Origin of the sequence: Megasphaera sp. SC8-1 (genome assembly GCF_024436295.1) — a bacterium.
Classification (GTDB): Bacteria; Bacillota; Negativicutes; order Veillonellales; family Megasphaeraceae; genus Megasphaera; species Megasphaera elsdenii.
Genome location: NZ_JANFQH010000013.1, coordinates 64593 through 90449 on the forward strand (window position 1 = coordinate 64593; position 25857 = coordinate 90449).

Genomic DNA, 25857 nt, shown 5'->3' on the forward strand with positions numbered 1-25857 from the left:
ACTGTGACAGCGGAGGCATCTCATGCCTCCGCTGTTTCTCAGTCCCGGTGAAAGGGGGAACTGTTATGGAGCAGAGGCGTGTCACACCGCTGACGACGGCCGGCTGTTTTGCCGCCATTATGCTGGTCTTTGCGCTTCTCAGTACATACGTGCCGATTTTTTCTTTTATTGGTTATTTCATCATGCCCATTCCCATGGTCATCATTTTCATGAAATACGGCCTGCGCCAGGCCTTGCTCCTGGGCGTGACTGTGGGCTTCCTCATGGGGCTGTTCATCGATCCGGTGACAGCGCTGGTCCAGTTCCTGAGTTTTGGGGCTGTCGGCCTGACCTTGGGGGCGGGCTTCCGCTATGAATGGTCGGCTGTGCGCTTATTGGGAACCGTCACGGCGGCCCTGGTCGCCGTCTTCGTCGTCATCACACTCTTGTCCTATGTCGTCCTGGATGTCAATCTCTTCACCCAGATGAATGACTTCTTTACGCAGTTCATGGACAATATGATGGCCCAGTACCAGCAGCAGGGCATGTCCGATGTCAAACTGGCCGAAACGCGGGCCCAGCTCAACCAGGTCCGGGAGATGCTGCCGTCTCTGCTGCCTATGTTCCTATGCCTGGGGACAGCCATTATCGCCTATGCGAACATCAAGGTTTCCCAGGTCGTCCTGCGCCGGCTCGGCTTCTCGCTTAAGGCTTTTTTACCTATCCGTTATTGGGAAATCCCCCGCAGTATGATATACTTATATATATTGGCCTTGGTCATGAAATACTGGGGAGTGACGCGGGATATTGTCTGGCTCAATATCATCGGCATGAATCTCAATCAGATTGCCTTCTTCTTCATCTGTATCCAGGGGATTGCCTTTGTCTTTTATCTCCTCAGCCGCCGTTTCCATTTAGGGAATGGCCTTCAGGCCCTGATCCTCATCTCATTTTTTGTCATGCCTGTTTTTTCGTATGCTGCCTTTTTAGCCGGCATCTTCGACATGCTCACGAATTATAGAAAAAAAGGTCGTACGCTTTAGTACGCAGGGGGCGGAACCATGTTTAAAACATTGCTGTCAAGGCGGTCGGAAGAGCCATTCTTCCTGATTACGGTCTTGCTGCTTATCATCATTGCCGTATATAATTGGGTCATCGCCTTATTGGCGCTGATCCTCATTGGCGGAGCCTATGTCCTGACCCGCAAGAACCATAACGAACGCAACCGGGAAATCAGCCAGTTCTTCGATGCTATCTCAAAGAGCGTCGATCAGGCTTCGACGTATGCCGTGCAGAATTTACCTATTGGCATTGCCATCATCGACATGCAGTCCAATTTGTGCTGGGCTAACAGTGTTTTCCGCGACTGGGTCGGCGACATCGACAACGACCAGCAGTTGGATCATATCATGCCGAACTTGAAAGTCGATAAGTTTTGGGGAAAATCGGGGTATTTCTTTGAACACATCGGTGAACGCTATTACCGCGTCGTTTACAAGTATTTGCAGACCGAAGCGGCTGATGATGACAATTACCTCATCCTTTATTTTGAAGATATTACCGATACGGAACGGCAGAAGCTAAATTCCCTGGCGGCTGTCCCTGTTTTCTGCGATATCGAGATCGACAACCTGGAAGAAGTGGCCAAGGGGATGACGGCCGTCCAGCGGGCTACGCTGGTGACCAACGTCAACAACTGCCTCATCGGCGAACTATCCGGCCATAATTGCTTCATCTGGGCTTATGGCAATGAAAAATATATTGCCTGCATGAGCCGGGACACGTTGGAATATTATAAGGAAGACAATTTTTCTTTCCTGGAAAAGATACGTTCCATCCATACGGTCAACCGCATCCCCGTGACGCTCAGTATGGGCATTGCCCTCTTCCCGAGCGAAGTCATTGCAGCCGGTAAGGCCAATTTCAGTGAACTGGCTACGAAAGCCCGGGCTGGCCTCGACCTGGCTCTGGGCCGCGGCGGCGACCAGGTCGTCGTCTATGAAGAAGACGGGTCGCCTCATTTTTATGGCGGCAAGACGCGCTGCGTCGAAAAGAACACCCGCGTCCGGGCCCGCGTCGTCGCCCAGGCGATTCACGAACTCATCGATACGTGCGACATGGTCCTGGTCATGGGCCATGAACGGGAAGATTACGACAGCATCGGTGCTGCCGTCGGCGTGGCCCACATGGCACGTCTGGCAGGCAAGCCGGTACACGTCGTCGTCAGCAACCAGACCGATGCCATCCGGCGCCTGGAAAACCAGATCATGGACAATCCGGACTTCAAGGACCTGCTCATTTCGGCAGAGACGGCCGAGAACATCTGCAACAGCCAGACTCTGCTGTTCATCGTCGATACCCATCGCCCGGACATGACCGTTGCGCCGGCCTTGCTGGAAGAAACGGACCGCCGCGTCGTCATCGACCATCACCGCCGCAGTTCGGACTTCATCAAGAAGCCCCTGCTGACCTATACGGAAACGTCGAGCTCTTCGACGAGTGAATTGGTCACGGAACTCTTGCAGTATTTCCAGGAAGATGTAGAATTGTCTAAGATAGAGGCGACAGCCCTCTATGCCGGCATCATCGTCGACACTAAGAACTTCGCTGTCCAGACCGGCGTTCGCACCTTTGATGCCGCGTCGTACCTGCGCCGCTGCGGGGCCGATCCCGATATCGTCCGCGAACTGTTCAGCTGCGATTTCGATACGGTCAAGGACAGGGCCGCTATTTTGTCGGGCGCCCAGATCAGCGACGGTGTCGCCATGGCCAGCTGTCCCAAGGGACAGCAAAATGCTACAATCATTGCCGCTCAGGTCGCGGATATGCTGATCAACATCGACCATGTCGAAGCCAGCTTCACCTTCTATTATCTCGCCGATGACTGCATCGGCGTCAGTGCCCGCTCCAAGGGCGAAATCAATGTGCAATTAGTCATGGAAGCCCTGGGCGGCGGCGGTCATCGCACGGTGGCCGGTGCCCAGCTCCGTGGCCGTACCCTGGCGGAAGCCCAGGGGGACGTCATGGCAGCGCTCCATGAAATCATAGACAAAGATAAGGAGATTGATGAAAAATGAAAGTAATCTTATTACAGGATGTAAAGAAACTCGGTAAAAAAGGGGATATCATCGAAGTATCGGAAGGCTATGGCCGCAATTTCCTCCTGCCCCGCAAGTTAGCTGCTCCGGGCACGTCGGAAAACCTCAATGATGCCAAACAGAAGAAAGCCGCTGCCAAGCATAAAGCCCAGGTCGCTTCGGATGAAGCTGTCATCCTGGCCAGCCAGCTGAAAAAAGTTGAACTCACCATTCCCGTCAAAGTCGGCGAAGGCGGCAAAGTCTTCGGTGCCATTACGGGTAAGAACATCAGCGAAGCTGCGAAGGCCCAGTATGACATCGATTTGGACAAGAAGAAGGTAGAGATCAAGGATCCGATTAAATCGCTCGGCGATTATGATGTTACCATCCGCGTCCATCCGACGATTACCAGTGTCATCAAAATACACGTTGTAGAAGGCTGATCATAAGCCATAAGGGGATACAATGAAAGAATTATTGGACAAATTATTACAGCGCCATAAGTACCTCGAACCGACGGCGGAGGAAGAACTCCGCCGCCAGGTCAACGTGCTTTATGGCGCTTTTACTGGTCTTATAGGGTCTGAGAAGATGGTCCTTCGGGCCAGCAAATACTCGGCCCTGTCGTATATCCATTCTGAAGATCCACGCCAGCGCCTGGTCGGCCTGCAGCGCCTGATCTACGAAGACGTCTCGTATGATAAAGTGCCTGATGACGAGGAAGTCATCAACGTCCTCAACGAGCTGGAAATGGTCCTGGCTGAAATGCTGGCCCGCCAGGCCGTCGAAGAACGACTGGAAAAGAAAATCAGCCAGCGCATGGATGAAAAGCAGCAGGAATACGTGCGGGAAATCAAGATGGAACTCATCAAGGAAGAACTGCACGATGTAGAAACGCCGCAGACCAAACGGAAACTCAAGGAACTGGACGACTTGGAAAAAGTCAGCCTGACGGAATCGGTCATGGAACGGGTCCGTCCCAAGCACCTCAGCGCCATCGTCGGCCAGGAACGGGCTGTCGAAGCCATGCAGAGCAAATTGGCATCGGTTTATCCGCAGCACCTGCTCCTTTACGGACCGCCGGGAGTCGGCAAGACGACGGCTGCCCGCATCGTCCTGGACGAAGCCAAGAAGCTGCCCTTCACGCCCTTTGGTCCCGATGCGCCCTTTGTCGAAACAGACGGCACGACGCTGCGCTGGGATTCGCGGGATATGACCAACCCCCTCATCGGTTCGGTCCACGATCCGATTTACCAGGGTGCCCGCCGCGATCTGGCCGATACAGGTATACCGGAACCGAAACCGGGCCTGGTCACAGAAGCCCACGGCGGTATCCTGTTCATCGATGAAATCGGAGAAATGGACCCGATGCTGCTCAACAAGCTGCTCAAGGTCATGGAAGACAAGCGGGTCCGTTTTGAATCGGCTTATTACGATGAAGATGACCCGAATGTGCCGAAATATATCAAGAAACTCTTTGCCGAAGGCGCACCGGCCGATTTCATCCTCATCGGTGCGACGACGCGGGACCCGTCGGAAATCAATCCGGCCATCCGGTCGCGGTGTGCGGAAGTCTTTTTTGAACCCCTCGTCCCGGCGGATATCGAACAGATTGTGACCAACGCCGCTGTCCAGTTAGGGGCAGAACTCGAAGAAGGTGTAGCCAGGATGATCAGTGAATTTACCATTGAAGGCCGGAAGGCTGTCAATATCCTGGCCGATACCTACGGCCTGGCTGTCTTTAAATCGGGGTCCAAGGACCATGTGCGCATCACCTGCGACCATGTCCGCCGCGTCGCCCAGATCAGCCGCCTCGTGCCTTACGTGACGGAGAAAGCCAGCGATACGCCGGTCGTCGGCAAGGTCTTCGGTCTCGGCGTCGCCGGTTACCTCGGATCGGCCATTGAAATCGAAGCCGTCGCTTTCCCGGCACGGGCGCCGGGGAAGGGCTACTACCGGTTCAACGACACAGCCGGTTCCATGGCCAAGGATTCCATGTTCAACGCCGCCGCTGTCGTCCGCCGCATGACGGGGAAGGAACTGTCTGATTACGACGTCAACATCAACTTCATCGGCGGCGGCAATATCGACGGCCCGTCTGCAGGCTGTGCCATTACGACAGCCCTCATTTCGGCCATTACGGGGACGCCGGTCCGCCAGGATATGGCCCTGACCGGAGAAATTTCCATCCAGGGGCAGGTCAAGCCCGTTGGCGGTGTCTTTGAAAAGGCTTATGGCGCCCGCCAGGCCGGCATGAAGGGCATCATCATCCCAGAGGAAAATGCCCACGACATCCCGGAACGCCATTTGGGTCTCCATATCCACTATGCCGTCACCATCGACGATGTATTGAAATTGATGTTAGTCAAACAGGGGGAATCATAATATGGAACAGCGGATTCCACCGCAGAATGTAGAAGCAGAACAGGCCGTCCTGGGGGCCATGCTCTTATCCCATGATGCCGTCATCGTCGCCATGGAAAAGCTCCAGCCCCGGGATTTTTACCGCGATGCCCATCGCATCATCTTTGAAGCCATGGAACATCTTCATCGGGAGAACAAGGAAATCGACGTCATCACCTTGCCGGAAGAATTGAACCGCATGAAAAAAATGGACGACGTCGGCGGCGTCGGCTATGTCCTGAATCTTCCCAATATGGTAGGGACGGCGTCGAACGCCGAATACTATGCCAATATCGTCGTCGAGAAGGCCCTGTCCCGGAATCTCATTTCCACCTGTACCGAGCTGGCGACAGAAGCCTATGACGGCGAGAAGAAAACGGAAGACCTCCTGGACGATGCCGAACGGCGTATCCTTCAGTTATCGGATACGAAGAACCGCGGCGATTTTGCTTCCGTCGGGACCGTCGTCGAAGCGACCCTCGATAAAATCACCAAGCTCTATGAAAATAAAGCGGGCCTGACGGGCCTGCCGACGGGATTCCGCGACCTGGACCGCATGACGTCGGGTTTGCAGCCGTCAGACTTGATCCTGGTCGCTGCCCGGCCGAGTATGGGCAAGACGGCCTTTACCCTGAACATCGCCCAGAACGTCGGCGTCCGCCAGCATAAGACGGTGGCCTTCTTTTCCCTGGAAATGTCTCAGGAACAGCTCGTCCAGCGACTGCTCTGCCAGATTGCCCATATCGATTCGCAGAAACTGCGCACAGGCCAGCTCAACAGCGATGAAGAATGGACGCGCCTGACCGATGCCTGCGACAAGCTCTATGAATCGCCTATTTATATCGACGATACGCCGGGCATTTCCGTCGCCGAAATGCGCTCGAAGGCGCGGCGCCTCAAATCGGAACACGGCCTGGACCTGATCATCGTCGACTATCTGCAGCTCATGCAGGGTCGTAATGCCGAAAGCCGGCAGCAGGAAATCTCCGAGATTTCCCGCTCCCTCAAGGCCCTGGCGCGGGAACTGAAAGTGCCGCTCATCGCCTTGTCCCAGCTCAGCCGAAGCGTCGAAAGCCGGCAGGATAAACGACCCATGCTCAGTGACCTCCGCGAATCGGGGGCCCTGGAACAGGATGCGGACATCGTTTCCTTCTTGTATCGCGAAGATTACTACGACAAGGAAACGGAGAACCAGCACATCACCGAGGTCATCCTGGCCAAGCACCGCAATGGCCCTGTCGGGTCGGTCAAATTGTACTTCAAGAACGAGTTCACGTTGTTCCTCAACCTGGATACGCAGCATGAAGGCTAGTTTGACAAATTAATTTAAAAAAAGTGAAAAAAGTACTTGCATTATTCCGTGGGGTATAGTATACTAATCAAGTCAGCGGTTCTGACAGAGATTTTTGAAACGAGGTTCTGCCTCGTCAGAAGAAATAAGAAAAGCTGATAAAAAAGTTCTTGACAGAACGTCAGTCCTTTGATATAATAGACTACGTTCCACGGAACAGTAAGCCAACGTAGCTCAATTGGTAGAGCAACTGACTTGTAATCAGTAGGTTGTAGGTTCAAGTCCTATCGTTGGCTCCAGTAAATGGTGGGGTTCCCGAGTGGCTAAAGGGAGCAGACTGTAAATCTGCCGGCGTTTGCCTTCGAAGGTTCGAATCCTTCCCCCACCACCAATTATCGCGGGGTGGAGCAGTTGGTAGCTCGTCGGGCTCATAACCCGAAGGTCGTAGGTTCAAGTCCTGCCCCCGCTACCAAATTTTTTTACTGCAAGGTAAAAAACAACTTCATAATTGGCTTTGACCAGTTCATAAGCTGTTGTAGCTCAGTCGGTAGAGCGTATCCTTGGTAAGGATAAGGTCACCGGTTCAATCCCGGTCAATAGCTCCACACATGGCGGCTTAGCTCAGTTGGCTAGAGCATGCGGTTCATACCCGCAGTGTCCAGAGTTCGAATCTCCGAGCCGCCACCACACTAATAACCTCGTGCATACGAGGTTATTTCTATATGCAAAAATATTTTTTGTTTAAATTTATCTTTTTTTTAAGCAAAGAGTATGGATGTGTGATAGAATACAAGTGGGTAGCTGTTTTTTTTCCTAAAGGAGGAAATGATTACAATGGCAAAAGAACATTATGAAAGAACAAAACCGCATGTCAATATCGGTACGATTGGTCACGTCGACCATGGCAAAACGACATTGACGGCTGCTATTACGAAAGTATTAGCAAAGAAGGGCTTTGCCAAGTTCGAAGATTACTCCGATATTGACAAGGCACCGGAAGAACGTGAACGTGGTATTACGATCAATACGGCGCACGTCGAATATGAAACGGAAAAACGCCACTATGCACATGTTGACTGCCCGGGGCATGCTGACTATGTCAAGAACATGATCACCGGTGCTGCTCAGATGGATGGTGCTATCCTCGTTGTATCCGCAGCTGACGGCCCGATGCCGCAGACTCGTGAACACATCCTGCTGGCCCGCCAGGTCGGCGTACCGGCTATCGTCGTATACCTCAACAAAGCTGACCAGGTCGACGACCCGGAACTGATTGAACTCGTTGAAATGGAAGTCCGTGACCTCCTGACTGAATATGATTATCCTGGCGATGAAGTTCCTATCATCGTAGGTTCTGCATTGAAAGCCCTCGAAGGCGATCCGGAAGCTGAAAAATCCATCCTCGACTTGATGGATGCCGTCGACAGCTACATTCCGACTCCGCAGCGTCCGACAGACCAGCCGTTCCTGATGCCTGTCGAAGACGTCTTCACCATTACAGGCCGCGGCACCGTTGCTACAGGTCGTGTCGAACGCGGTACGATTAAAGTCGGTGACCCTGTCGAAATCGTCGGCCTCGCCGATAAACCGAAAGATACGGTCGTTACGGGCGTTGAAATGTTCCGTAAGATCCTCGACCTCGCTGAAGCAGGCGACAACATCGGCGCCTTGCTCCGCGGCATCGACCGTAAAGATGTCGAACGCGGCCAGGTCCTGGCTAAACCGGGCACCATTCATCCGCACACGAAATTCAAGGCTCAGGTCTATGTCCTGACCAAAGATGAAGGCGGCCGTCATACGCCGTTCTTCAACGGCTATCGTCCGCAGTTCTACTTCCGTACCACTGACGTAACGGGCGTCATCAACCTGCCGGAAGGCACGGAAATGTGCATGCCTGGCGATAACGTCAAGATGGATGTCGAACTCATCACACCGATTGCTATTGAAGCAGGCCTGCGCTTCGCTATCCGTGAAGGCGGCCGTACCGTAGGTGCCGGTGTCGTATCCGAAATCGAAGGCTAAAATATTGTTTGATCGTTGACTGTCAACTTCAAACTTGAAAAAGAGGCTGTCGCATATGCGACGGCCTCTTTTTTGCGTGCCTTTATGCACAAGGTCACAGACCGTGAAAGATTTATCGCCTGGCTGCGATTTCGTAGGGGTCGCCCAAAGGGCGACCCGCTTGATTCTGAGGGAATCGCGGTTACAGTAATATGGAGCACCAAAGCCTCTCCTCATAGGAGAGGTGGCCCGAAGGGCCGGAGAGGTTAACCTCTCAGTCAGCTGCGCTGACAGCTCTCCTAGCAGGAGAGCCGGGCCACTGGTCACCAGCCACGAGCCACTAGCCCCTAGCCACTAGCCACGAACCCGGGTATAATAGAAGCACACACGAGAGGAGGGTGCAACTATGAATATTGCTGAAAATACGGCTGATACGGCACAGCAGGCGGCCCATGTCGTCCAGGCCGATGTCCAGAATCAGGTCACGCAGAGCGTCACGACGCTGGACCAGTTCAAGGAATTTTTGCTCAATCACGGCCCGGATGTCATCTATGCCATTGTCATCTTCATCGTTGGCCGCTACGTGGCCAGAGGGTTCAAGAACTTGGCTGTCCGCATGATGACTCATGCCAATTACGACCATACGGTCATCACCTTTGTCAGCCAGCTGATTTATTATGCCATCATGGCCCTGGTCCTGCTGTCGGCACTGAATAAGGCGGGGATTCCGACGAATTCCTTCCTGGCCGCTTTCGGTGCCTTCGGCCTGGCTGTCGGCCTGGCGTTACAGAACAATCTGTCGAATTTTGCTTCAGGCCTTTTGATCCTGATCTTCAAGCCTTTCAAAGCCGGTGATTGGATTGCCGTCGGCGGCGTAGAAGGCAGCGTCAAAGGGATACAGATGATGAATACGGCCATTACGACCAAGGACAATAAGACCATTTTCATCCCGAATTCTATCATCACGTCGTCCCAGGTAACCAATAGCTCTTACCAGGAAGATCGTTACATTACTTTTTTCTTCGATATCGGTTATCAGAATGACCACCATAAAGCCATTGCCTTGCTGAAACAGGTCTTTCAAGACGATAAAAGGATCCTCAATGCCGATACCCTGGAAATCGGTATCCGTGAATTTGCAGAGAACTCCGTCCGCATCGCCGCCTTTCCCAGGGTTGCCAAGGCGGATTACTATCCCGTCTACTACGATATCATGTCTAAAGTCAAGGACACCTTCGATGCCAATGGCATTGATATCCCTTATCCCCAGCGCGTCGTTTACGTACAGCGGGAAGGGAAGTAGGGAAAGAAAAGGGGCTGTCGCACGCGCGACAGCCCCTTACTACGTGAAAAAAAGAATAAGGTCTTGAAATAAGAATGATTGCCAGAATGGAACAATATCCTTGCGTTTTTCGTCTAACTGAGGCAATACCTATACTTTAATAGCATTACTAAGCTGTTGATTTATTCCCTTTCTCTATTATATAATAATATCATATTGTTCGGGAATTAATTATTTAATTATTAATAGTTTTTGAGCATATAGTAAGTTCAAAATTGAACAAAGAAAGGGAGAATTTGTATTATGGTATTTTTATTGGCACTGTCACCGATTCTGTGGCTCATCATCTCGCTGGGCTTCTTGAAGATGCAAAGCTTCAAGGCTTGTCCGATTGCACTCATCATTTCTTTTGCTGTCGCCCTGGCTTGGTATCATATGCCTGGCATGGATGCCGCTACGGCTGCTCTGGAAGGCGTGGCCCTGGCATGTTGGCCTATCTTGCTGGTCATCATCGCTGCTATCTTTACGTATAATCTGACGCTGTACACCAAGAGCATGGACATCGTCAAGCACATGTTGACGACGGTCAGCAAGGACCGCCGCGTCCTGGCCCTGCTCATCGGCTGGGGCTTCGGTGCCTTCATGGAAGGCATGGCCGGCTTTGGTACGGCTATCGCTATCCCGGCCTCGATGCTGGTTGCCATGGGTTTCGACCCGATCAAGGCCATCCTGGTCTGCCTGGTCGCTAACTCCGTTCCTACGACGTATGGTTCCATTGGTATTCCGGCCAGCACTTTGGCCAACTTGACAGGTATCGATCCGGTACAGCTGTCGACATACATCAGCTTGCAGCTCTTGCCGCTCAATATCCTTTGCCCGTTCATCATCGTCGCCATCGTCGGCGGATCGCTGAAAGCCCTCAAAGGCGTCTTCATGATCACCCTGCTTTCGGCCCTGGGTCTGGCTGTGCCGGAACTCATCGTTTCGTCTTTTGTCGGCCCGGAACTGGCTGTCATGGGTGCGTCCATTGTCATCATGGCCCTCATCGTCGTCTATTCCCATTTCCGTCCTGTCAATGATCCGGAATATGCCATGGACATCAACCCGGCTCACGTACCGCTCCGCGGCGGTCTGCTGGCTTGCCTGCCCTTCATCTTGATCTTCGTCTTCTTACTGTTGACGTCGAAACTCGTTCCTTTCATCCATGCTCCGCTCATGGCTATTAAATCGTCGGTCCTCATCTATACCGGTCAGGGCGGCGTACCTTATACCTTCATCTGGGTCAATACACCGGGTATCCTCATTCTCCTGGCTGCCTTCATCAGCGGCAAAGCCCAGTCGGCCCGCTTCAGTGAAATGTTCTTCGTCTTGCTGAACACCATCAAAGGCCTCCGCAATACGATCATCACCATCATTGCCGTCATCGCTACGGCGAAAGTCATGGGCTACAGCGGCATGACATCGGATATCGCCCGCACGGCTGTCGAAGCGACGGGTATGATGTATCCGGCCATTGCACCGCTCATCGGCTCTGTCGGCACGTTCATCACCGGTTCCGGTACGTCCAGTAACGTCCTCTTCGGCAACCTCCAGACCGATGCTGCTGCCGCCATCAATGCCAATAAAGCCTGGCTGGCCGCTGCCAACTCGGCTGGTACCTGCGCGGGCAAGATGATTTCGCCGCAAAGTATCGCCATTGCCGTCGGGGCCATCTCCCTGACCGGCAAGGATAACGAAATCCTTCAGGCAATCATGAAAGTCTATGTACCATATATCATCCTCTTAGGGGCCATCGTCTACTTCGGACAGGTCCTGGTAGGGTAGGGAAAAAGGGACTGTCGCACATGCGACAGTCCCTTTCAAGTTGTTAGTGGCTAGCAGTTAGTGGTTAGTAGATGGTTTTAAATTTAAATGTTTTGCTGAAAGCTACAAACTTCATACTACAGACTATAAGGAGAAAGGGGCCTCACATAATAGCATGTGCTTTTGTGTGACAGCCCCTTTTCAGATGATTCAGGCGAGCCACGAACCACTAGCCACGAACCACTAGTCACAAAACTTCCCTTTACGAACTATTCTATAACGAAAGAATAAGTGCCGTTTTTCACATACTATAACGAATTATCATGCTTGGTTTTCAACAGTACTTTTTGGTCATGGCTATTTTACAGGGGTTTCCTAATTTATGATAAATAGTATCATTTTATTTTTGGGAATATTTGCTTTGAATGTCATTTATATGGCCATATATAGCTGTTTTCGTGGACAGAAAGGGTACGATTATCTTTTATATAAATAATTATAAATATCAAAATTTATAATTCTAAAGTGGAATGGATTTGTGCATTTTCCATGCATTTTAACTAATTTATCACGATTTATTCATTGACGTTATGGATTTTCCATGATATCATTCTAGTCAGTAATTCACCTTTGGAAAATTTTCACAAAGGCAGTACGACAGAAGCGTCGATACATTCCATTTAGCAGGAGGAAGTTACGGTAATGAGAAAAGTAGAAATCATTACAGCTGAACAAGCAGCTCAGCTCGTAAAAGACAACGACACGATTACGTCTATCGGCTTTGTCAGCAGCGCCCATCCGGAAGCACTGACCAAAGCTTTGGAAAAACGGTTCCTGGACACGAACACCCCGCAGAACTTGACCTACATCTATGCAGGCTCTCAGGGCAAACGCGATGGCCGTGCCGCTGAACATCTGGCACACACAGGCCTTTTGAAACGCGCCATCATCGGTCACTGGCAGACTGTACCGGCTATCGGTAAACTGGCTGTCGAAAACAAGATTGAAGCTTACAACTTCTCGCAGGGCACGTTGGTCCACTGGTTCCGCGCCTTGGCAGGTCATAAGCTCGGCGTCTTCACCGACATCGGTCTGGAAACTTTCCTCGATCCCCGTCAGCTCGGCGGCAAGCTCAATGACGTAACCAAAGAAGACCTCGTCAAACTGATCGAAGTCGATGGTCATGAACAGCTTTTCTACCCGACCTTCCCGGTCAACGTAGCTTTCCTCCGCGGTACGTATGCTGATGAATCCGGCAATATCACCATGGACGAAGAAATCGGGCCTTTCGAAAGCACTTCCGTAGCCCAGGCCGTTCACAACTGTGGCGGTAAAGTCGTCGTCCAGGTCAAAGACGTCGTCGCTCACGGCAGCCTCGACCCGCGCATGGTCAAGATCCCTGGCATCTATGTCGACTACGTCGTCGTAGCAGCTCCGGAAGACCATCAGCAGACGTATGACTGCGAATACGATCCGTCCCTCAGCGGTGAACATCGTGCTCCTGAAGGCGCTACCGATGCAGCTCTCCCCATGAGCGCTAAGAAAATCATCGGCCGCCGCGGCGCTTTGGAATTGACTGAAAACGCTGTCGTCAACCTCGGCGTCGGTGCTCCGGAATACGTTGCTTCTGTTGCCGGTGAAGAAGGTATCGCCGATACCATTACCCTGACCGTCGAAGGTGGCGCCATCGGTGGCGTACCGCAGGGCGGTGCCCGCTTCGGTTCGTCCCGCAATGCCGATGCCATCATCGACCACACCTATCAGTTCGACTTCTACGATGGCGGCGGTCTGGACATCGCTTACCTCGGCCTGGCCCAGTGCGATGGCTCGGGCAACATCAACGTCAGCAAGTTCGGTACTAACGTTGCCGGCTGCGGCGGTTTCCCCAACATTTCCCAGCAGACACCGAATGTTTACTTCTGCGGCACCTTCACGGCTGGCGGCTTGAAAATCGCTGTCGAAGACGGCAAAGTCAAGATCCTCCAGGAAGGCAAAGCCAAGAAGTTCATCAAAGCTGTCGACCAGATCACTTTCAACGGTTCTTATGCAGCCCGCAACGGCAAACATGTTCTCTACATCACGGAACGCTGCGTATTTGAACTGACCAAAGAAGGCTTGAAACTCATCGAAGTCGCACCGGGCATCGATATTGAAAAAGATATCCTCGCTCACATGGACTTCAAGCCGATCATTGATAATCCGAAACTCATGGATGCCCGCCTCTTCCAGGACGGCCCGATGGGGTTGAAAAGATGAAACCTATGCGACTCCACCACGTAGGCATTGTCCTGCCGACCTTAGAAAAAGCCCATGAATTCATGCAGAATAATGGACTTGAAATCGACTATGCCGGCTATGTCGATGCTTACCAGGCTGATCTCATTTTCACTAAGTTTGGTGAATTTGCCAGCCCGATTGAAATGATTATCCCGCACTCCGGTGTGCTTACCCAATTCAATGGTGGCCGCGGCGGCATTGCCCACATCGCCTTCGAAGTGGACGATGTCGAAGCTGTCCGCCAGGAAATGGAAGCAGATTGTCCGGGATGCATGTTAGAAAAGAAAGCTGTCCAGGGTACGGACGACATTATCGTCAACTTCCGCCGCCCGACAACCAACCAGGGTATCCTCGTTGAATATGTTCAGACGACAGCACCTATCACCGGCCGCGGCGAAAATCCTTTCGTTAAGAATCTCGGCCCGGAAAAAGGGAAGCTCAACGAAACATGGCATCCCATGCGCCTGCACCATATCGGCATCGTCTTGCCGACCTTGGAAAAGGCCCATGAATTCATCAAGACCAATGGTCTGGAAGTGGATTATTCCGGTTTCGTCGACGCCTACCATGCGGATCTCATTTTCACTAAAAAAGGTGAAAACAGTACGCCTATCGAATTCATTATTCCCCGTGAAGGGGTCCTCAAAGATTTCAATCATGGCAGGGGAGGTATCGCTCATATCGCCTTTGAAGTGGATGATGTCGAAAAGGTACGTCAGATTATGGAAAGCCAGAAGCCTGGTTGCATGCTCGAAAAGAAAGCCGTCCGGGGAACGGACGATATCATCGTCAACTTCCGCCGTCCCAGCACGGACGCCGGCATCCTCGTCGAATATGTCCAGACCGTAGCTCCCATCAATCGCAGCAATCCCAACCCTTTTAATGATTGATTTTTTATAAAGAAAGGTGAAAACTGTGTATACTCTCGGAATCGACGTTGGTTCTTCTTCTTCCAAGGCAGTCATCCTGGAAGATGGCAAGAAAATCGTCGCCCATGCCGTCGTTGAAATCGGCACCGGTTCGACCGGTCCGGAACGCGTTTTGGACGAAGTCTTCAAAGACACCAACTTGAAAATTGAAGACATGGCGAACATCATCGCCACAGGCTATGGCCGTTTCAATGTCGACTGCGCCAAAGGCGAAGTCAGCGAAATCACGTGCCATGCCAAAGGGGCCCTCTTTGAATGCCCCGGTACGACGACCATCCTCGATATCGGCGGTCAGGACGTCAAGTCCATCAAATTGAATGGCCAGGGTCTGGTCATGCAGTTTGCCATGAACGACAAATGCGCCGCTGGTACGGGTCGTTTCCTCGACGTCATGTCGAAAGTATTGGAAATCCCCATGTCTGAAATGGGGGACTGGTACTTCAAATCGAAGCATCCCGCTGCCGTCAGCAGTACCTGCACGGTTTTTGCTGAATCGGAAGTCATTTCCCTTCTTTCCAAGAATGTCCCGAAAGAAGATATCGTAGCCGGTGTCCATCAGTCCATCGCCGCTAAGGCCTGCGCCCTCGTGCGCCGCGTCGGTGTCGGTGAAGACCTGACCATGACCGGCGGTGGCTCCCGCGATCCCGGCGTCGTCGATGCCGTATCGAAAGAATTAGGTATCCCTGTCAGAGTCGCTCTGCATCCCCAAGCTGTGGGTGCCCTCGGAGCTGCTTTGATTGCTTATGATAAAATCAAGAAATAAGTCAAAGGAGAGAACAAAATCATGAGTGAAGAAAAAACAGTAGATATTGAAAGCATGAGCTCCAAGGAAGCCCTTGGTTACTTCTTGCCGAAAGTCGATGAAGACGCACGTAAAGCGAAAAAAGAAGGCCGCCTCGTTTGCTGGTCCGCTTCTGTCGCTCCTCCGGAATTTTGCACGGCTATGGACATCGCCATCGTCTATCCGGAAACACATGCAGCTGGTATCGGTGCCCGTCACGGTGCTCCGGCAATGCTCGAAGTTGCTGAAAACAAAGGTTACAACCAGGACATCTGTTCCTACTGCCGCGTCAACATGGGCTACATGGAACTCCTCAAACAGCAGGCTCTGACAGGCGAAACGCCGGAAGCTCTCAAGAACTCCCCGGCTTCTCCGATTCCCCTTCCGGATGTTGTCCTCACTTGCAACAACATCTGCAATACCTTGCTCAAATGGTATGAAAACCTGGCTAAAGAATTGAACGTACCTCTCATCAACATCGACGTACCGTTCAACCATGAATTCCCTGTAACGAAACACGCTAAACAGTACATCGTCGGCGAATTTAAACACGCTATCAAACAGCTCGAAGACCTCTGCGGCCGTCCCTTCGACTATGACAAATTCTTCGAAGTACAGAAACAGACACAGCGCTCCATCGCTGCTTGGAACAAAATCGCTACGTACTTCCAGTACAAACCGTCGCCGCTCAACGGTTTCGACCTCTTCAACTACATGGGCCTCGCCGTTGCTGCTCGTTCCTTGAACTACTCCGAAATCACGTTCAACAAATTCCTCAAAGAATTGGACGAAAAAGTAGCTAACAAAAAATGGGCTTTCGGTGAAAACGAAAAATCCCGTGTTACCTGGGAAGGTATCGCTGTCTGGATCGCTCTCGGCCACACCTTCAAAGAACTCAAAGGTCAGGGCGCTCTCATGACTGGTTCCGCTTATCCTGGCATGTGGGACGTTTCCTACGAACCGGGCGACCTCGAATCCATGGCAGAAGCTTATTCCCGTACATACATCAACTGCTGCCTCGAACAGCGCGGTGCTGTTCTTGAAAAAGTTGTCCGCGATGGCAAATGCGACGGCTTGATCATGCACCAGAACCGTTCCTGCAAGAACATGAGCCTCCTCAACAACGAAGGCGGCCAGCGCATCCAGAAGAACCTCGGCGTACCGTACGTCATCTTCGACGGCGACCAGACCGATGCTCGTAACTTCTCGGAAGCACAGTTCGATACCCGCGTAGAAGCTTTGGCAGAAATGATGGCAGACAAAAAAGCCAATGAAGGAGGAAACCACTAATGAGTCAGATCGACGAACTTATCAGCAAATTACAGGAAGTATCCAACCATCCCCAGAAGACGGTTTTGAATTATAAAAAACAGGGTAAAGGCCTCGTAGGCATGATGCCCTACTACGCTCCGGAAGAAATCGTATATGCTGCAGGCTACCTCCCGGTAGGCATGTTCGGTTCCCAGAACCCGCAGATCTCCGCAGCTCGTACGTACCTTCCTCCGTTCGCTTGCTCCTTGATGCAGGCTGACATGGAACTCCAGCTCAACGGCACCTATGACTGCCTCGACGCTGTTATCTTCTCCGTTCCTTGCGACACTCTCCGCTGCATGAGCCAGAAATGGCACGGCAAAGCTCCGGTCATCGTCTTCACACAGCCGCAGAACCGTAAGATTCGCCCGGCTGTCGATTTCCTCAAAGCTGAATACGAACATGTCCGCACGGAATTGGAACGTATCCTCAACGTAAAAATCTCCGACCTGGCTATCCAGGAAGCTATCAAAGTATATAACGAAAACCGTCAGGTTATGCGTGAATTCTGCGACGTAGCTGCTCAGTACCCGCAGATCTTCACTCCGGTAAAACGTCATGACGTCATCAAAGCCCGCTGGTTCATGGACAAAGCTGAACACACCGCTTTGGTCCGCGAACTTATCGACGCTGTCAAGAAAGAACCGGTACAGCCGTGGAATGGCAAAAAAGTCATCCTCTCCGGTATCATGGCAGAACCGGATGAATTCCTCAACATCTTCAGCGAATTCAACATCGCTGTCGTCGCTGACGACCTCGCTCAGGAATCCCGCCAGTTCCGTACAGACGTACCGTCCGGCATCGATCCCCTCGAACAGCTCGCTCAGCAGTGGCAGGACTTCGATGGCTGCCCGCTCGCTTTGAACGAAGACAAACCGCGTGGCCAGATGCTCATCGACATGACTAAGAAATACAATGCTGACGCCGTCGTCATCTGCATGATGCGTTTCTGCGATCCTGAAGAATTTGACTATCCGATTTACAAACCGGAATTTGAAGCTGCTGGCGTTCGTTACACGGTCCTCGACCTCGACATCGAATCTCCGTCCCTCGAACAGCTCCGCACCCGTATCCAGGCTTTCTCGGAAATCCTCTAAGAATCGCCTGAACCATCAAACATCTGGGCGGGACTCCGAAAGGTGCCTGCTACATGATACATTGCCTGTTTTCAGGCAGACAGATTTGCAGCTTGCGGCCCCCATTGTACGGGCTGCAAGCTGTCAATGATGCTTTAAAGACGGCTCTGCCGTTTTTAAATAAAAACATAAAACCATATATAATCTATTAGGAGGAAACTCAATCATGGAATTCAAACTTTCTGAATTACAGCAAGATATCGCAAATCTCGCAAAAGATTTCGCAGAAAAAAAATTAGCTCCCACTGTCAAAGAACGTGACGAAAAAGAAGTTTTCGATCGTGCTATCCTTGACGAAATGGGTACTCTCGGCCTTCTCGGTATTCCCTGGGAAGAAGAAAACGGCGGCGTAGGCGCTGACTTCCTCAGCCTCGCAGTTGCTTGCGAAGAAGTAGCTAAAGTTGACCCCTCCATCGCTCTCAGCTTCGAAGTACACACCATGCTCTGCTCCTGGCCGATTTGGAAATTTGGCACAGCTGAACAGAAAGCTAAATTCCTCAAACCCCTCGCAGAAGGCACAAAACTCGGCGCTTTCGGCCTTACTGAACCGAACGCTGGTACCGACGCTTTGAACGGTTCCACCGTTGCTACGAAAAACGAAGACGGCAGCTACACCTTGAACGGCTCCAAAGTCTTCAACACCAACGGCGGCGAAGCTGACGTTACCGTCGTATTCGCTTCCACGGACAAATCCAAAGGCGCTAAAGGCATGAGCGCTTTCATCCTCGAAAAAGGTATGGAAGGCTTCACCTATGGCAAAGAAGAAGTTAAAATGGGTATCCGCGCTTCCGTACAGCGTGAACTCGTATTCCAGAACGTAAAAGTTCCGGCTGAAAACCTCCTCGGCAAAGAAGGCGAAGGCTTCAAGATCGCTATGATGACCCTCGACGGCGGCCGTGTTGGCGTTGGCGCACAGGCTCTCGGCATTGCGGAAGGCGCTTACAATGCAGCTGTTCAGTATGCTAAAGAACGTACACAGTTCGGCAAACCGATCGCTAAATTCCAGGCTATCAGCTTCATGCTCGCTGACATGAAACTCAAAATCGAAACGGCTCGCCTCGCTGTCTACAAAGCAGCTTGGAAAATGGCTCAGCCCGACGTTAAATCCTACTCCGTAGACGCAGCTATCGCTAAGAAATACGCTTCTGACGTAGCTATGCAGGTCACCACCGATGCTGTCCAGGTATTCGGCGGCTATGGCTTCACTCGCGAATACCCGGTTGAACGCTACATGCGCGACGCTAAGATCACTCAGATCTACGAAGGTACCAACCAGGTACAGCAGATGGTTATCTCCGGCGCAATCCTCAGATAATCAAAGAGTTTCCTAACAGAACTCTCCTCCTTTCGAAACACGTATAGAAATAGTATAAAACAGTATGAGATAAAACCGCTTACAAAGAGAGGCTGTCGCCGATGCGACAGCCTCTCTTTTTGCGTTTGGAGCGCCTTTACACCAAGGCTTGATAGCACTTTTCCGATATGGGGACGGGCACGCCATACTGATGGGCCAGGCGGATGAGGGCGCCGCTGAAGGTATCCAGTTCGCTCTGGTGACCGGCAGCGATGTCTCGTTTGAGGGAGCTCGTGGCGTCCATGTCGTCGCTGCCCAGGATGCGCCGGTACTGGTCGTCGACGACGTCATCGGGCAGGGGAACGCCGGCAGCCTTGCCGACGTCATAGGCTTCCTGCAGGAGGGCCCGGAATTCTTCCTTGCCCTGGGGCTGGGAGAGGGCTCCGCCGATAGATGTCCGGTAATATGCCGTCAGGACGTTGTAAGCGCAGTTGAGGATGAATTTGCGCCATATTTCGACGGTGATGTTCTCTGCGATGCAGCAAGTCAGGCCCGGATGATTTAGGACATCGTAGACCTTCTTCGTCGCTTCAGCGTCATCGGATCCGATGTAGATACGGGCGAAGCGCCCTTCCTGGCGGATGGAATAGTCTTCTTGATAAGACGATGTGATGTAAATGGCTGAGTCAACGATTTTCCCGTTCTTCATGATGGATGTAGCCGTATCGTGATAGGTGAAGCCATTGAGGACGGGGACGACGATCGTATCGTCACCGATGCAGGGCAGGACCGCTGTCAGGGCTGCTTCCAGGGAATAATTCTTGACGCAGACGAAAATCACATCCTGTATGCCTGCCGAAGATGGATCATCGGTGACAGCCGGGTGGGCGACGTGGTGGCCGAAGAAGTCGCTGTGGACGACGAGGCCCTTCGTCTGGAGCGATTCTTTGCGCTTTTTCCGGGCAACGAGTGTCACATCATCATAATTGGCACAGAGGACGGACGCGATATATCCCCCGACGCCGCCAATGCCAGTAACCATAATTTTCATAGTATCAACCTCTTTCGATGAACAACGTACATCTTATTATCGCACAGGGCTGGATAAAGGGCAAATAGGGAAGGGTATGCCCAAAAAGTATATAAAAACAACATATGAACACTTGAACATATTTAACTTTAATGGTATCATGGAGGCAAATACAAAGGATTCCCAAAGGAGGCATATCTATGGCAGAAGAATTTTTGAAAGACCACGGCTGTTCCTGCTGCAACGGCCATCACGACGAAGACGAAGGCATCAAACTGAATGAAGTCGGCACCTGCAGTTGTGGCTACGGCGACGATGAGGACGATGAAGAAGAAAGTCCCTTGTGGACCCTCATCGCCGGTACCGTCCTCTTTTTAATTACCTACCTGACGAATATCATCCCGGAAGCCGTTTCCCTGCCGGCTTATATCATCGCCTATCTGCTCTTAGGCTATGGCGTTCTGCGGGAAGCTGGGGAAAATATCATGAAGCGCCGGCCTTTCGATGAAAATTTCCTCATGGCCGTCGCTACCATCGGTGCTTTTGCTATCGGGGACTATCCGGAAGCCGTCGCCGTCATGCTCTTCAGCCGCATTGGCGAAGCCATGGAAGACCGGGCTGTCCACCGCAGCCGCAAACAAGTGGCCGCTGCCATCGATATGCGTCCGGAAGTGGTCCACCGCTTAGGGGCTGATGGCTCGACGGTCACGATTCCGGCGAAAGAAGCCATAGCCGGTGATGTCGTCGTCGTCCGCGTCGGCGACCGCATCCCCCTGGACGGCATCGTCACGGCCGGCGAGAGCCTTATCGATACGTCGGCCTTGACCGGGGAACCGGTGCCGGTCATCTGCCGGGAAGGAGCGGAAGTCCTGTCGGGCAGCATCAATACGACAGGTGTCCTGCAGGTCAAAGTGACGAAGCCCTTGGCTGAATCAATGGTCACAAAAATCCTGGAGTCCGTCGAAAGGGCAGCGGCCCGCAAGCCGAAAATCGACCGCTTTATTACCCGTTTCTCCCGCATCTACACGCCGGCTGTCGTCGCTATCGCCGCTGCTACGGCTATCGTCCCATCCCTGGTGACCGGCCAGTGGCACTACTGGATTTACACGGCCCTGACCTTCCTGGTCATCAGCTGCCCCTGCGCCCTGGTCCTCAGCGTACCTTTGAGTTTCTTTGCCGGTATCGGCGCGGCGTCCAAGCAGGGCATCCTCTTCAAGGGCGGCATTGCCATGGAACAGATGAAGCATATCAAAGCTGTCGTCTTCGATAAGACCGGGACCATTACCAAAGGCAATTTCGTCGTCCACCAGGTTCTCCCTGCCGATAACCGCAGTGCCGATGACGTCCTCTGCCTCTGTGCGTCGGCAGAACAGGCGTCGAACCATCCCATTGCCCGCAGCGTCGTCGCCCAGGCTTGTGAACAGGGCCTGCGCCTTACAGAACCGTCGGCCATGGAAGAAATCGCCGGCCAGGGCCTGAAAGCCCGCGTCGGCAGCCATGACGTCCTCTGCGGCAATCGCCAGCTCCTGGACGGCCAGCACATCGCCTTGCCGGTCATGGATAAGGTGGAATACGGTTCGGAACTGTACGTCGCCGTCGATGGGGCCTATGCGGGCCGGCTGGTCATTTCGGACACTATCAAAGACGATGCCGTCGATGCCATTCAGGCTATTTCCCGTATGGGCATTACGACGGCCATGCTCACTGGCGATTCCCAGCAGGCAGCGGACTACATCGCTTCCAAGACGGGCATCGACGATGTCCGGGCCAAGCTGTTGCCGCAGGATAAAGTCAACCAGATGGATGTGCTGCGCCAGCAGTACGGTCCGGTCCTCTTCGTCGGCGACGGCATCAATGATGCGCCTGTCCTGGCCGGGGCCGATGTCGGTGCCGCCATGGGAAGCGGGGCCGATGCGGCTGTCGAAGCGGCCGATGTCGTCTTCATGCAGTCCCGTGTCAGCGCCGTACCGGCAGCGCTCCACCTGTCCCGGGAAACCATGAAGATCGCCATGGAAAATGTCGTCTTTGCCTTAGGCATCAAAGCCGTCGTCATGATCGCCGGTTTTGCCGGCTATGCTTCCATGTGGGCTGCCGTCTTTGCCGACTCCGGCGTGGCCGCTCTCTGTGTCCTCAATTCAGTGCGCATGCTTTACAAAAAATAAAGCCTTTCTGGCAAATAGGTAATAAAAACGTTTAACCAAATTAATAATATAACGTTTAACGGAATAAAATTTAAAAATATTAATAAAAAGCCTTGACAATCAGCCTCTTTTCATGGATAATAGGCACATCACACAAACAGGGCACTGTGAAAGCAGTGCAGATATACTGACGATGAACGGGTAAAAGACGAGATCCCATCCTCTGCAGAGAGCCGGCGGTGCTGAGAATCCGGCGAGGTGCAATCGTCCGACTTCGCCCGGGAGTTTCTGTACCGACTGTTTTTCTAGGGAATTGAGGTACAGACGCAATCCCGCGTTATAGGATGTCTGTCAAAGACACTGAGTATAATGACAGGGTGGTACCGCGACTCATCGCCCCTGTTGCTCCGCCGGAGCAGCAGGGGCTTTTTATATCCCCTGGGTGTGACTTTTACAGTATTCATTATCAATTTATGTTAGGTATTTTGGTATTCAGGTAAAGAGGTATTGGCTATGGAAAAAGCAATGGGTAAGATCATGACCGCCGCAGCTGAAACGCGGGCTGCTGCTGGTACGATGACGAACTTCCGATGGAAAATCGCGTTTTTAATCTTTTTAATCAGTTTTGTCGCTTATATGGACCGCGTCAACCTTTCCGTTGCAACGCCGGTCATCATGCAGGAATTTGGTTTCACCAAAATCGACATGGGTTTCATTCAGACCTGTTTCTTCGCCAGCTACGCTTTGATGCAGGTCCCCGGCGGTATCCTGGCTGAAAAATTCGGCATGCGCAAGACCGGGGCTTTGGCCATTCTCTGGTGGTCCGTCTTCACGGCCCTGACGGCCTTAGCGAAAGGCAAAATCAGCTTCGCTGCTGTCCGCCTGGCTTTCGGTCTCGGCGAAGGTCCCGTTTTCCCGTCCTTAGGGGCTGCCACCTTTACGTGGTTCAATAAACACGAAAAAGGCAAGGCCAGCTCGTCCATCTTATTAGGCACCTTCTTCGGCCCCGTCGTCGGTCCCGTCGCTACAGTCGCCCTCATGGGCCTCTTCGGCTGGCACGCCGTCTTCATCATCTTCGGTCTCGTCGGCATCGCCCTGGCCTGGGTATGGCACCGCTTCGCCTGCGATAATCCGGCAGACAGCCCTTATGTCAATGCGGAAGAAGCTGCTTACATCAACGAAGGCCGTTCGGCTGATTCCTTGAAAAAAGCCGTCGCTCCCTGGAGCAAATTCCTCCGTTCGACCCAGTTCTGGGCTGTCGGCATCCAGTTCATGGTCGTCGACTACATCATGTACGTCTTCCTGGCATGGCTTCCCATGTATTTGACGGAAGTCCACAACATGTCCCTGAAATCCATGGGCTTCTGGGCTTCCTGTCCGTGGATTGCTTTGATGGCTATGGTTTTCTTAGCCGGCTTTGTTTCCGACAAGATCGCCAATGGCAGCCACAGCGAAATGCAGTATAAAATGCGTACCGTTACGGCCATGGCCGGCGTAGCCGTTACGTCTCTCGGCCTGTACATCGCATCTCATACGGCCGACCCGGCTATGAACATCTTCTGGATGTCCGTTTCCCTCGGTGCTTTGGGCTTCGCTATGAGCGCCAGCTGGTCTTCCGTCATCTCCCTGGGCGGCAAATACACCGGTTCCGTTTCCGGCTGGATCAACCTCTGGGGCAACATCGGCGGCGTCCTGGCTCCGATTGTCACCGCTTTCTTCGTCACCAACTACGGCTGGAACAATGCCTTCACGGCAACGTCCCTGTTCGGCATCATCGCCATCGTAGCCTGGATCTTCGTAAAACCGGGCAAACAACTCGTCCCGCAGGATAAGTGATTAGTGGCTAGGGGCTAGTAGGGGCCGTCCCAAAGGGCGGCCCGAAGACCGCAGGCCGCGGATACATTCGTAGGGGCCGTCCCAAAGGGCGGCCCGCTTTTTTTTGAAATTTTTTATTAGCACTCACTTGACAAGAGTGCTAATAGGGTATATGATATAGCTGTAATCAGGAAGAGGTTACAGAGAGATAACCAAAAAGGTCAAAAGAACAGAACTGAAAAGAAGGTTCACTCATAGCAACAATGAACGATATGTTGAAAGAGGGTAATGATTATGATGAAAGGTTTATTTCCAGTTGTAACGAACAGTGATTTTGTATTCCCTGATACGATTTTTGACAACTTCTTCAATGGTTTTGAAAATCCGACAGAAGCGAACTACCGCGTTCCGCAGGTAGATATCGAAGATACGGACAAGGCTTATATCCTGACGACGGATCTGCCGGGTGTCGCTAAAGAAGACATCAACGTCAGCTACAAAGATGACGTCCTGACGTTGACGGCAAAACATGAAGAAAAGAAAGATGAAAAAGACGATAAGAAGAAATATATCCGCAAAGAACGCAGCAGCCATACTTTCTGCCGTCAGTTCACGGTCCGCAACATCCAGAAAGATGGCATCCAGGCAGCCTTTAAAGACGGTGTCCTGACCATAACCCTGCCGAAAGAAGACCCGAAGAAAGTGGCCGAAGCCCATCGAATCGAAGTTAAATAATTGTAGGGGTACCCACGTGGGGCGCCCGCCAAATTTCCAAAATGTCCCGAAACGTTCCCGAAACGTAGGGGCGCCCGCGTGGGACGCCCGCCAAATTTCCAAAATGTTCCCGAATATATTAAAAAGAAGGCATGACTTATGAATAGCTTATTCCCCATTGTTGACAATGAATTTTCCGTTCCCGATGTTTTTGATAACTTCTTCAATCGCTTTATGTGGCCAGGTGAATTCTCCAGCACCATGCCGAAAGTCGATATCGAAGATAAAGGCAGCGAATATGTTATGACCGCTGACCTGCCGGGCGTCCAGAAGGAAGACATCCATCTGAGCTACGACAACAACGTCCTGACTTTGGCTGCCAGCCACAACGAACAGAAGGATTCGCAAGACGAACAGCACAACTACATCTGCAAAGAACGTTCGAGTTCGTCCTTCTGCCGTCAGTTCCCTGTCACAGGCATTCAGAAAGAAGGTATCCAGGCTGCTTTCAAAGATGGCGTCCTGACCGTAACTCTCCCGAAAGATGCCCAACAGGCACAACCGACTAACACCATTGAAATCCAGTGAGAATG

General features: G+C 52.2%; 19 protein-coding genes and 5 tRNA genes. 23 read left to right on the forward strand and 1 reads right to left on the reverse strand.

Annotation, left to right across the window (positions count from 1 at the left end):
- Nucleotides 1-65 precede the first annotated feature (65 nt).
- The 19 genes from NOS26_RS05160 (at nt 66) to NOS26_RS05250 (ending at nt 19585) form a co-directional block, all read left to right on the forward strand.
- Nucleotides 66-1022, forward strand: coding sequence for a YybS family protein (locus tag NOS26_RS05160; RefSeq protein WP_027895406.1), 957 nt, complete (start codon nt 66-68; stop codon nt 1020-1022).
- Between the two features lie 18 nt (nt 1023-1040).
- The gene (locus tag NOS26_RS05165; protein ID WP_027895405.1) at nt 1041-3056 is read left to right on the forward strand and encodes a DHH family phosphoesterase; all 2016 of its coding nucleotides are present in this window, start codon (nt 1041-1043) and stop codon (nt 3054-3056) included.
- Nucleotides 3053-3499 (forward strand): 50S ribosomal protein L9, encoded by a 447-nt coding sequence (gene rplI / locus NOS26_RS05170; RefSeq protein WP_014015699.1) that lies wholly within the window; start codon nt 3053-3055, stop codon nt 3497-3499. Before NOS26_RS05165 ends, rplI begins: the two co-directional genes overlap by 4 nt.
- A gap of 22 nt (nt 3500-3521) precedes the next feature.
- The gene (gene lonC, locus NOS26_RS05175) at nt 3522-5441 is read left to right on the forward strand and encodes a Lon family ATP-dependent protease (RefSeq protein ID WP_027895404.1); all 1920 of its coding nucleotides are present in this window, start codon (nt 3522-3524) and stop codon (nt 5439-5441) included.
- A 1-nt stretch (nt 5442) separates the two neighbouring features.
- On the forward strand, nt 5443-6771 hold the full coding sequence (gene dnaB / locus NOS26_RS05180) for a replicative DNA helicase (RefSeq protein WP_014015701.1): 1329 nt from the start codon (nt 5443-5445) through the stop codon (nt 6769-6771).
- Between the two features lie 202 nt (nt 6772-6973).
- A tRNA-Thr gene (locus tag NOS26_RS05185) sits at nt 6974-7049 on the forward strand.
- Between the two features lie 6 nt (nt 7050-7055).
- Nucleotides 7056-7141: transfer RNA gene (locus NOS26_RS05190), tRNA-Tyr, on the forward strand.
- 5 nt (nt 7142-7146) lie between these two features.
- Nucleotides 7147-7222 (forward strand) — tRNA-Met (locus NOS26_RS05195).
- Nucleotides 7223-7279: 57 nt separating this feature from the next.
- Nucleotides 7280-7355, forward strand: a tRNA-Thr gene (locus NOS26_RS05200).
- A gap of 5 nt (nt 7356-7360) precedes the next feature.
- Nucleotides 7361-7437 (forward strand) — tRNA-Met (locus NOS26_RS05205).
- A gap of 147 nt (nt 7438-7584) precedes the next feature.
- Nucleotides 7585-8772 (forward strand): elongation factor Tu, encoded by a 1188-nt coding sequence (gene tuf, locus NOS26_RS05210; RefSeq protein WP_014015702.1) that lies wholly within the window; start codon nt 7585-7587, stop codon nt 8770-8772.
- Between the two features lie 385 nt (nt 8773-9157).
- A complete protein-coding gene (locus NOS26_RS05215; protein ID WP_255917362.1) occupies nt 9158-10054 on the forward strand; it encodes a mechanosensitive ion channel family protein in 897 nt (298 codons plus the stop codon).
- Nucleotides 10055-10336: 282 nt separating this feature from the next.
- Complete coding sequence (locus tag NOS26_RS05220; protein ID WP_014015704.1) at nt 10337-11857, forward strand: L-lactate permease; 1521 nt, start codon at nt 10337-10339, stop codon at nt 11855-11857.
- A gap of 681 nt (nt 11858-12538) precedes the next feature.
- Entirely contained in the window at nt 12539-14092 is a 1554-nt protein-coding gene (gene pct, locus NOS26_RS05225) for a propanoyl-CoA transferase Pct (protein WP_255917363.1), read from the forward strand.
- Nucleotides 14089-15003, forward strand: a complete 915-nt coding sequence (locus tag NOS26_RS05230; RefSeq protein WP_014015706.1) for a VOC family protein — start codon at nt 14089-14091, stop codon at nt 15001-15003. The genes pct and NOS26_RS05230 overlap by 4 nt, the downstream gene beginning before the upstream one ends.
- A gap of 25 nt (nt 15004-15028) precedes the next feature.
- On the forward strand, nt 15029-15805 hold the full coding sequence (locus NOS26_RS05235) for an acyl-CoA dehydratase activase (RefSeq protein WP_014015707.1): 777 nt from the start codon (nt 15029-15031) through the stop codon (nt 15803-15805).
- Nucleotides 15806-15826: 21 nt separating this feature from the next.
- Nucleotides 15827-17113 (forward strand): 2-hydroxyacyl-CoA dehydratase subunit D, encoded by a 1287-nt coding sequence (locus NOS26_RS05240; protein ID WP_027895401.1) that lies wholly within the window; start codon nt 15827-15829, stop codon nt 17111-17113.
- Nucleotides 17113-18231: a 2-hydroxyacyl-CoA dehydratase subunit D gene (locus NOS26_RS05245; RefSeq protein ID WP_027895400.1), complete on the forward strand. Its 1119-nt coding sequence runs from the start codon at nt 17113-17115 to the stop codon at nt 18229-18231. The genes NOS26_RS05240 and NOS26_RS05245 overlap by 1 nt, the downstream gene beginning before the upstream one ends.
- 205 nt (nt 18232-18436) lie before the next feature.
- Nucleotides 18437-19585 carry an acyl-CoA dehydrogenase gene (locus NOS26_RS05250; RefSeq protein WP_014015710.1) on the forward strand — a complete coding sequence of 383 codons (1149 nt, stop codon included), beginning with the start codon at nt 18437-18439 and terminating at the stop codon, nt 19583-19585.
- 136 nt (nt 19586-19721) lie between these two features.
- On the opposite strand, the gene NOS26_RS05255 is transcribed toward NOS26_RS05250, so the two are convergent.
- On the reverse strand, nt 19722-20615 hold the full coding sequence (locus NOS26_RS05255) for a ketopantoate reductase family protein (protein ID WP_014015711.1): 894 nt from the start codon (nt 20613-20615) through the stop codon (nt 19722-19724).
- Between the two features lie 179 nt (nt 20616-20794).
- On the opposite strand from NOS26_RS05255, the gene NOS26_RS05260 reads away from it, so the two are divergent.
- From NOS26_RS05260 to NOS26_RS05275, 4 genes are all read left to right on the forward strand, one after another.
- On the forward strand, nt 20795-22756 hold the full coding sequence (locus tag NOS26_RS05260) for a heavy metal translocating P-type ATPase (protein WP_255917364.1): 1962 nt from the start codon (nt 20795-20797) through the stop codon (nt 22754-22756).
- A gap of 492 nt (nt 22757-23248) precedes the next feature.
- Nucleotides 23249-24571, forward strand: a complete 1323-nt coding sequence (locus NOS26_RS05265; protein ID WP_014015713.1) for an MFS transporter — start codon at nt 23249-23251, stop codon at nt 24569-24571.
- 273 nt (nt 24572-24844) lie between these two features.
- On the forward strand, nt 24845-25285 hold the full coding sequence (locus tag NOS26_RS05270; protein WP_014015714.1) for an Hsp20/alpha crystallin family protein: 441 nt from the start codon (nt 24845-24847) through the stop codon (nt 25283-25285).
- Between the two features lie 138 nt (nt 25286-25423).
- A complete protein-coding gene (locus NOS26_RS05275) occupies nt 25424-25852 on the forward strand; it encodes an Hsp20/alpha crystallin family protein (RefSeq protein ID WP_074787077.1) in 429 nt (142 codons plus the stop codon).
- Nucleotides 25853-25857 lie beyond the last annotated feature (5 nt).

Excerpts from the sequence above, each read along its gene's own strand:
- NOS26_RS05160 (WP_027895406.1), top strand. The coding sequence starts at position 66 with ATGGAGCAGAGGCGTGTCACACCGCTGACGACGGCCGGCTGTTTTGCC.
- NOS26_RS05165 (WP_027895405.1), top strand. The coding sequence starts at position 1,041 with ATGTTTAAAACATTGCTGTCAAGGCGGTCGGAAGAGCCATTCTTCCTG.
- rplI (WP_014015699.1), top strand. The coding sequence starts at position 3,053 with ATGAAAGTAATCTTATTACAGGATGTAAAGAAACTCGGTAAAAAAGGG.
- lonC (WP_027895404.1), top strand. The coding sequence starts at position 3,522 with ATGAAAGAATTATTGGACAAATTATTACAGCGCCATAAGTACCTCGAA.
- dnaB (WP_014015701.1), top strand. The coding sequence starts at position 5,443 with ATGGAACAGCGGATTCCACCGCAGAATGTAGAAGCAGAACAGGCCGTC.
- tuf (WP_014015702.1), top strand. The coding sequence starts at position 7,585 with ATGGCAAAAGAACATTATGAAAGAACAAAACCGCATGTCAATATCGGT.
- NOS26_RS05215 (WP_255917362.1), top strand. The coding sequence starts at position 9,158 with ATGAATATTGCTGAAAATACGGCTGATACGGCACAGCAGGCGGCCCAT.
- NOS26_RS05220 (WP_014015704.1), top strand. The coding sequence starts at position 10,337 with ATGGTATTTTTATTGGCACTGTCACCGATTCTGTGGCTCATCATCTCG.
- pct (WP_255917363.1), top strand. The coding sequence starts at position 12,539 with ATGAGAAAAGTAGAAATCATTACAGCTGAACAAGCAGCTCAGCTCGTA.
- NOS26_RS05230 (WP_014015706.1), top strand. The coding sequence starts at position 14,089 with ATGAAACCTATGCGACTCCACCACGTAGGCATTGTCCTGCCGACCTTA.
- NOS26_RS05240 (WP_027895401.1), top strand. The coding sequence starts at position 15,827 with ATGAGTGAAGAAAAAACAGTAGATATTGAAAGCATGAGCTCCAAGGAA.
- NOS26_RS05245 (WP_027895400.1), top strand. The coding sequence starts at position 17,113 with ATGAGTCAGATCGACGAACTTATCAGCAAATTACAGGAAGTATCCAAC.
- NOS26_RS05250 (WP_014015710.1), top strand. The coding sequence starts at position 18,437 with ATGGAATTCAAACTTTCTGAATTACAGCAAGATATCGCAAATCTCGCA.
- NOS26_RS05255 (WP_014015711.1), bottom strand. The coding sequence starts at position 20,615 with ATGAAAATTATGGTTACTGGCATTGGCGGCGTCGGGGGATATATCGCG.
- NOS26_RS05260 (WP_255917364.1), top strand. The coding sequence starts at position 20,795 with ATGGCAGAAGAATTTTTGAAAGACCACGGCTGTTCCTGCTGCAACGGC.
- NOS26_RS05265 (WP_014015713.1), top strand. The coding sequence starts at position 23,249 with ATGGAAAAAGCAATGGGTAAGATCATGACCGCCGCAGCTGAAACGCGG.
- NOS26_RS05270 (WP_014015714.1), top strand. The coding sequence starts at position 24,845 with ATGATGAAAGGTTTATTTCCAGTTGTAACGAACAGTGATTTTGTATTC.
- NOS26_RS05275 (WP_074787077.1), top strand. The coding sequence starts at position 25,424 with ATGAATAGCTTATTCCCCATTGTTGACAATGAATTTTCCGTTCCCGAT.